Annotated in this window: 7 protein-coding genes and 1 rRNA gene; 3 read left to right on the top strand and 5 right to left on the bottom strand. The window is 48.0% G+C overall.

The window, feature by feature from the left end:
• A 5S ribosomal RNA gene (rrf, locus tag NG796_RS22295) occupies positions 1–108 on the top strand; the annotation flags it as partial.
• Between the two features lie 75 nt (positions 109–183).
• Here rrf and NG796_RS22290 read toward each other — a convergent pair.
• From NG796_RS22290 to NG796_RS22280, 3 genes are all read right to left on the bottom strand, one after another.
• Complete coding sequence (locus tag NG796_RS22290; RefSeq protein WP_261209342.1) at positions 184–1,395, bottom strand: M20 family metallopeptidase; 1,212 nt, start codon at positions 1,393–1,395, stop codon at positions 184–186.
• A 165-nt stretch (positions 1,396–1,560) separates the two neighbouring features.
• Positions 1,561–2,259 carry a dethiobiotin synthase gene (gene bioD / locus NG796_RS22285; RefSeq protein WP_261209341.1) on the bottom strand — a complete coding sequence of 233 codons (699 nt, stop codon included), beginning with the start codon at positions 2,257–2,259 and terminating at the stop codon, positions 1,561–1,563.
• Between the two features lie 46 nt (positions 2,260–2,305).
• Positions 2,306–4,441 (bottom strand): serine/threonine protein kinase, encoded by a 2,136-nt coding sequence (locus NG796_RS22280; protein WP_261209340.1) that lies wholly within the window; start codon positions 4,439–4,441, stop codon positions 2,306–2,308.
• A gap of 42 nt (positions 4,442–4,483) precedes the next feature.
• Here NG796_RS22280 and NG796_RS22275 point away from each other — a divergent pair, with 42 nt between their 5' ends.
• Positions 4,484–4,693 (top strand): hypothetical protein, encoded by a 210-nt coding sequence (locus NG796_RS22275; RefSeq protein ID WP_261209339.1) that lies wholly within the window; start codon positions 4,484–4,486, stop codon positions 4,691–4,693.
• 21 nt (positions 4,694–4,714) lie between these two features.
• Here NG796_RS22275 and NG796_RS22270 read toward each other — a convergent pair whose 3' ends face one another.
• Positions 4,715–5,194 carry a hypothetical protein gene (locus NG796_RS22270; protein ID WP_261209336.1) on the bottom strand — a complete coding sequence of 160 codons (480 nt, stop codon included), beginning with the start codon at positions 5,192–5,194 and terminating at the stop codon, positions 4,715–4,717.
• Positions 5,195–5,435: 241 nt separating this feature from the next.
• Positions 5,436–5,900 (bottom strand): GatB/YqeY domain-containing protein, encoded by a 465-nt coding sequence (locus NG796_RS22265; RefSeq protein ID WP_261209335.1) that lies wholly within the window; start codon positions 5,898–5,900, stop codon positions 5,436–5,438.
• 478 nt (positions 5,901–6,378) lie between these two features.
• Here NG796_RS22265 and NG796_RS22260 point away from each other — a divergent pair, with 478 nt between their 5' ends.
• Entirely contained in the window at positions 6,379–7,371 is a 993-nt protein-coding gene (locus NG796_RS22260; protein ID WP_261209344.1) for a ribose-phosphate pyrophosphokinase, read from the top strand.
• The last annotated feature ends 143 nt before the right edge of the window (positions 7,372–7,514 follow it).

Genomic DNA, 7,514 nt, shown 5'->3' with positions numbered 1-7,514 from the left:
ATGGCTTCGTGGCCCCACGCCGATTCCTTCCCGAACTCGGACGTGAAACGCGACTGCGGCGAAGATACTTGGAGGGTAGCCTCCTGGGAAAATAGCTCGGTGCCCGGTCACTTTTAAACCAAAAAGCCTCCTGTTTCTCTTCATAGAACCGGAGGCTTTTTGCTTTTTAGGGTGGCGTTGGAATTATGAACAAAACTGTTCGACACAGCGCACGAAGATTTCTACACCCATACTCAGAGCGGTTTCGTCAAAATTAAAGCGAGGATGGTGATGGGGATAGGCTAAGTTTTGAGAGAGATTAGCTCCGCCTAGAAAGAAGTAACAGCCGGGGACTTGTTGTAAAAAGAAGCTCATATCTTCCCCACCCATTGTTTGGCACTCTGGTACAATTCCGGCGGGAGTTTCAACGACATTTTCTGAGACCGATCGCACTAATTGAGCGATCGCCGGATGATTAATCACTGGGGGATAAAGTTTTTGGTAATCTAATTCATAGCTGGCCCCATGACTATGACAAACCCCTGCAATGATCTGCTCAATCCGTTTAGGGATAGTTTCTCCTAATTCTGGATTAAAATAGCGCACGGTTCCGCTCAAGTGGGCAGAGTCAGCAATCACATTTAGCGCCTTTCCAGCATGAAGTTCCCCCACGGTTACTACGGCGGATTCTAAAGGATTGACATTGCGGGCGACAATAGTTTGCAGGGCCTGAACGATTTGGGCGGCGACTAAAATTGAATCCACGGTTTGATGAGGCATGGCACCATGTCCGCCTTTGCCCTGAATATGACAGCGGAAAAACTCGGTTGCTGCCATTAAAGGACCGCTTCGCACCCCAACGGTGCCGAGGGGAAGGTTATTCCATAGGTGCAATCCAATGATGGCATCTACTGTCGGATTTTCCAAAACTCCGGCTTCAATCATGGGTTTTGCACCCCCTGGCCCTTCCTCTGCTGGTTGAAAAATAAATTTGACGGTTCCCGAAAATTGCTCTGGGTGTTGGGAGAGGTAGTAAGCGGTTCCTAGGGCGATCGCCACGTGTCCATCATGTCCACAAGCGTGCATTGTCCCAGGATGCTGTGATCGATAGGGAATCTCATTCTCTTCAAAAATTGGCAGTGCATCCATATCGGCGCGAATCCCCATCGCCTTGCCCGGATTTTTACCTTCAACAATAGCAACAATCCCTGTTTTAGCAATCCCCGTTTGATGGGTAATTCCCCATTCTTGCAATTTTTGAGTAATGAATTCAGCACTTAAGTATTCTTTAAATGCTAGTTCGGGACGTTGATGTAACCATTGACGCCATTCAACCAGTTGAGGCTGTAAAGCCTGGATTTCAGAACGAAGGCTAGATTGATTAATTCCCTGTGGATTAAGAGAGGTAGAAAACATGAGTTAAGCTTTTGACAAAAATAGAGGTTTGAACAATAATTTACGTTATTCACTTCCATCAAAAAATCCAAAGTTTTGTGGGAGTAAGACCCAGGAAATATTGTGGGTTTTAGATGAATAATTGGCTTAATTTAAAATTCTTAATATCCTTATTATTTGATTATTTTAATAATTTACTCTAGGTAAACGGGGTAGAAGTAGCTCCAGGTCGAGATTAGAGGCGACTTGAACCAGTTGGTCTAAATTCTGGGAATCCTCCAAAAAGGGAATAGTCCCCAAGATGCGAGTTTGAGTTAAAGATTCGATTAAATCGATCGGAGTTAAATCAGCAACTTCGGATTCTGAACAAGGGTGGACACAATTGAGGATAATTCCGAGTAGTGGGACTGCGGATTGTCGGGCGAGAGCAACATTAGCAACAGCAGCGGCGATCGCCCCTAATCTCACGGGGACAACTAACACGGTGGGAATGCGCCAATCGTGGGCTAAATCAGCTACGGTCAACTCCCAAGAAATGGGGGAACCCAATCCGCCAACGCCTTCGACGAGGACGAAGGAAGAACGCTTTTGCAGTCGGCTAAACACCGGCCAGAGTTCTTTGAGGTCTACGGAACGACCTTCCCTTTGGGCAGCTACGGGGGGTGCAAGAGGAGCCTCAAAATAGAGGGGCGTAATTTCTTCTGGGGATTGTTTTAACTCAAAAAGCCGTTGATAGAGTTCCCGATCGCCGGTTCCCGACTGGAGCGGTTTCATCAGGGCCAGGGAACCCTGGGGATAATACCGTTGCCAATAAGCGGCGATCGCTGTTGTCACCAGGGTTTTACCCGCATCGGTATCCGTTCCAGAAATCAGTAATGCGTTCAATTTGTTCTCCCAGTCTTTGCTCATCAGTTTGGCAATCCCTTACGTTCTAGTCGCTGATGCTAATCTCAATTTCATAGTTGATCCCGGCTCCTGCGGCTACATCAATTTTATAATCTCCAGGGACAGAAACTGGAGCTTGCCATTGCACTAGCATTGCACCGTCTTCAACCATTTGACCGTTGGGATCGTGGATATCGAGACCGATCGCCCCAGAAACAACCGATACCTTCAGAATCTGCCCGCTATTAACATTCACCAGATAGCGTTTCTGTTGGCTTGTCGTGCGTCCAGTTATTTGCCGACTACTCCCCCCTGAAACCTGAACTCGTTGAATTTCTATCCCCGGAGTTGGATCCGAGGTCGGTGTTGGGACAGGTATCGGTCTGGAATCAGGGGTGGGTTCGGGTCTGGACTGGGGACTTGGACTCGGAACGGGTTCGGGTCTGGACTGGGGATTGGGTCTCGGAGCCGGACTGGGGATAGATTCTAAGCTTTCTGGAGGAACAGGAGACGGCTCGGCAACGGAACCCGGAGGACCCGATTCCGGGATGGAGGCGGCGCGACTTGCCCGAGTGATCCGAAGCTGAAAATTACTGGGAGAGAATCCGGGCAAGCTAAATAACTCGATCTCGTATTCCCCAGTTTCTTGTAACCTTCCCGTCCATTGAGTGACCCCTCTGGATTCCCCAAGCGCCATCCGGTTGGGACCCCATACGTTCATTAAGATCCCTCGGTTGGCAAGGCTGGCACTCAACACTTCACCGGCAGTTCCTGGAACGATGTATTTAATAATTTCGTTCTCTTCCACGGTCCCTTCTACCGCAGTGGTTACTCCATTAGCAATATTCAGGGGAATGGTAGAAATAATGGGGTCTGCTGGGGGTGGGGGTTCCGTTTGTTGGGAACCTGGGCGGCGAATGCCGGGAATAAGCAATGGGTTCGAGGAGGTTGCAGGACGAGAAGGGGTGGAGTCCGGATTGGGTGAGGGGGTTGTAGGGGAGTTTGGGAGAGGGGAGGGAATGGGGGGAATGGTTGGCTCAGATAGTTCCGATTCAACATTGGAAAATAAGGGAGCAGGATTCTCCTGGACCTCGGGACGATCGAGCTTTAAGAAAGAACGGACGACATTCCAAGAGCCTAGTCCACTCAGCAGAATGATTGCAAAGATGCCCAAGGCGATCGCAATGGGGTGATCGAATAAAGAATCAGAACTGGGAGAGATCCCGGGTCTAGGAGAATTGGGGTCTAGGGATGGAGAAGCCAAGGGGTTCCGCCCCACGGCAATTGTAGCTAGTTCCGAGCCAGTGGGATTGTTATGTTGAGGAATAGGCCGTTGGGTGGTCAGTTGGGCGAGGACCAGTTGAACTTCCTTGGCATATTGGTAGCGATCGCCAGGTTTATAACTCAACATCCGATTCAGGACTCGTGCCAATTCTGGCTGTACAGGATGTGGAACAAATCGTTCCCAGTGCCACACCAGCTTGACATCATCAAAAAGGTCTTGGGGTTCTCGTCCGGTGAGCAAGACTACAGCCGTCACCGCTAGGGCATAGAGATCGCTACTGGGATAAGCTCGACCTGTTTGCATTTGTTCACTGGGAGCATAGCCTAATTTTCCCACCGTTGTGGCGGCAGTCCTCTGTTCTGGAAACTGAATTAGGGTAGCCAGTTCTTTTACCACCCCAAAATCAATCAAGACTGGCGATCGGTCGGATTCGCGGCGAATGATATTTTCCGGAGAAATGTCGCGATGAATAATTCCTTGGCTGTGGATGTAATCCAAGATAGGTAAAAGTTGCTGCATCAACTGCAACACTTCCGTTTCAGAAAAGCGCTTGCCTGCGGATTTATACTCTTCGAGCAGGGTCCGATAGGTTTTTCCGGCTACATAATCTTGGACTAAAAACAGCCGTCCTTCTTGTTCAAATGTGGCTCTAAACTGGGGAATTTGAGGATGTTGAATTTGATAGAGAATGGCGGCTTCTCGTTGGAACAATTCCAGGGATTTGACCTGGGCATGACTGCCATTTTGAGCGGGAATAAATTCTTTGAGGGCACAGCGTTCGTTAAACCGCCCTTGATCTTCAGCAAGATAGGTGCGGCCAAACCCTCCCTGACCTAAAAGACTGAGTATATGATATCGGTTTTGTAAGATGGTTCCACTAAAAATTGCGGTTTGCATAAAAGTTAAGTTTTAGTTTAAATCAGAGGGATTGAGGTTTCTTTGATAGGGTTGAACCTAAGAGAGGCGATCGCAGCGATCGCCATTCCAGAAGTCACAGAGGGGTTGCGATCGCCCCTTATTTATAGATACCAGGTTGATTCAGCCAAGCCGGTTAAGCGATATGAGTCTTGTCTTTTATTCAGTCTCTTCAGGTTGGCTGCGATCGGCAGTTCAGCTTACCCCCTCCTGAGTCCCCACTCTGCCCCCTAGTGCTGACTGAGTTTCCTCTATCTATTCTGGCAAAGTTATTTTAGGAGGACTCTCCTGAGAAACCCGCTCAACCTCAAAATCCTCGATATTTGATTCATAACGATTAAAGATGACGCGCATTTCATCATAAGCCAAGGCCGCAGACCGACCACGCGGGGTGGGACATTGGATCTGTAGCAAGGTTTGAAAACCGCCAAACTCTTCATTGATATAGAAGGTTTTGGGGCACTCGAAACTGATAAAGCCTTCTAAAGCTAACTGATTGAGGGCTGCAATTCCTAAGGGCGAGTTGAGAATATATTCCCATTGTTGCGAGACTTCTGAATCGTTCATGGGACGCCACTGCTGGGATTGAGCTTGATGGGGATTAGGGGTTTGGCCGAAGTTAGGGGAGGCTCCTAAACAACTGGCGATCGCCACAGCGACTCCGACTCCTGTATAACGGGCAATCCGCATAATGGCAGCGCGAGCAATTGCTTGGATTTTGTCAGTTGTATTCATGAAAAACTCGGGTTTTAAAGTGGATAAAAGTTAAATGGGGCTAGAATTTATGACGCTTATCAAAGCCCCCAACGACTGGTCTGGGAATTTTCAGGTTCAACTGGATATCAATCGGAATCCTATAACCTCCGTCCATTAAAGGTGAGAGCACAGAGTTTTTCTCCTATCTCTGGACAAAAGACAAAAAATCTCAGACAAAAATCCGGTTTTTTGTCCTACCCATTAAGACGTTATCCCTATTTTAGGACTGGCCGGAAAGCTTGGCTTTTACCATTTCTTGAACTTTTTTGCCTTCTACCTTGCCTTTAAGCTGTTCCATAACCGGCCCCATAACCTTGCCCATATCTTTGGGAGAAGTAGCACCCACTTCAGCCACAATTCGCTCGATTGCTGCACTCACTTCTTCATCAGATAATGGCTTGGGCAGGTATTCTTCCAGAATTGCCAATTCCTGGGCCTCCTGTGCGGCAAGTTCCTCTCGACCCCCTTGCTGATATTGTTCGATGGACTCTTTGCGTTGCTTGGCGAGTCTGAAGAGAATTTCTAGTTCTTGTTCTTCAGTTAAGGTATCCTGCCCCAAAGGTCTGACGCTTACTTCCTTTTCTAAAATCAATTTTTTGATACTGCGTACTGTTTCCAGACGAATTTTATCTTTAGATTTCATCGCCGTCTTGATGTCTTCGTTAATTCGTTCCTTTAAGCTCATAAATCCTCACTTTTTTTAATGATTAACCTTTAATTTGGGCAAACCGAGTCAGGGAGGCAAAGGAGCAAGCCAGCCTACTTCTAGCCTAGCCGCAACCTAGGGGAGTCGGCAATGATCTGGGGACATCTTGGGCTAGAGGGGAAGTTTATAGGACAAAATAGGGCAGAATGCTCAATTGCTCTAGCTGAAGCAAAAAGGGATCCTAGGGATTTAGCCTATCATTATGCGGGGTATGGGCTTGGCGATCGCTCTAAGTGCTCTGACTCTCAGTGAATCCATATTCCTGGGTAAATATAGCCCCACAAACCCGATGGTGCATAGATTAGAGGGTCATCTGTTTCCCTCAGCTCGATTGATTAATTTAATTTAGCCCCGAATTTCTTTCTTGCTTTGGGTAGAGATCCGAGAAAATAATGACGAAAAATTCCGATTGAGGTGATAAAATTTGAACCAATGAACGTCCGATAAAGTGCCTGCCGTGATCCGTTCTGCTACTTTAACCCTCCAGCCATCTCTGGCTACCTTTGCTGACCATAGCCGTCTGCGACTGTTTTCAGGTTCTGCTAATGTCCCTCTATCCCAAGAAGTGGCTCGCTACTTGGGAATAGATTTGGGACCAATGGTCCGGAAGCGGTTTGCTGATGGTGAACTTTACATCCAAATTCAGGAGTCAATCCGGGGATGTGATGTTTACCTGATTCAGCCGTCTTGTTATCCGGTGAATGACCACCTGATGGAATTGCTAATTATGATCGATGCCTGCCGACGAGCCTCGGCAAGGCAAATTACCGCCGTAATTCCCTACTATGGCTATGCTAGGGCCGATCGCAAAACAGCGGGACGAGAGTCCATTACCGCCAAACTGGTTGCAAATTTAATTACCCAAGCCGGTGCAAGTCGGATTTTGGCAATGGATTTGCACTCAGACCAAATTCAGGGTTATTTCGATATCCCCTTAGACCATGTTTATGCCTCGCCTGTCGTGTTGGACTACCTCGTTAGTAAACAACTCTCTGACATTGTGGTAGTTTCCCCAGACGTGGGAGGCGTGGCGAGAGCCCGAGCATTTGCCAAAAAGTTAAACGATGCGCCATTGGCGATTATCGATAAACGTCGGCAAGCTCATAATGTGGCCGAAGTCATGAATTTGATTGGTGATGTAGAGGGCAAAACGGCAGTGCTGGTCGATGACATGATCGATACTGCTGGCACGATCTGCGAAGGGGCTCGCTTACTCCGGAAAGAAGGAGCCAGACAGGTTTATGCCTGTGCAACTCATGCCGTTTTTTCTCCTCCGGCAATTGAGCGCCTTTCTACAGGGGTGTTTGAAGAGGTGATCATTACCAATACAATTCCGATACCTGAGGATAAACGCTTTAAACAGTTGACTATCCTTTCGGTTGCCAATTTATTGGGGGAAACGATTTGGCGGATTCATGAAGATAGTTCTGTTAGCAGTATGTTCCGCTAAGTTGCAGCGGATGGACTCCCCGGTGAAACCAACCGCATAAGTGTCAACGCAGGTATCAGCCTGCGTCTTTTCATGCCTTAGCCCGCCTGTGCGGGCTTCTTTGGGTGGCGTTGCAGTCAATCAGTCAGGGGTAGGATATCTTA

This window comes from Laspinema sp. D2d (assembly GCF_025370755.1).
Taxonomy (GTDB): domain Bacteria; phylum Cyanobacteriota; class Cyanobacteriia; order Cyanobacteriales; family Laspinemataceae; genus Laspinema.
This window is presented reverse-complemented; position numbering and strand designations above follow the sequence as displayed.

Excerpts from the sequence above, each read along its gene's own strand:
- NG796_RS22290 (WP_261209342.1), bottom strand. The coding sequence starts at position 1,395 with ATGTTTTCTACCTCTCTTAATCCACAGGGAATTAATCAATCTAGCCTT.
- NG796_RS22280 (WP_261209340.1), bottom strand. The coding sequence starts at position 4,441 with ATGCAAACCGCAATTTTTAGTGGAACCATCTTACAAAACCGATATCAT.
- NG796_RS22270 (WP_261209336.1), bottom strand. The coding sequence starts at position 5,194 with ATGAATACAACTGACAAAATCCAAGCAATTGCTCGCGCTGCCATTATG.
- NG796_RS22265 (WP_261209335.1), bottom strand. The coding sequence starts at position 5,900 with ATGAGCTTAAAGGAACGAATTAACGAAGACATCAAGACGGCGATGAAA.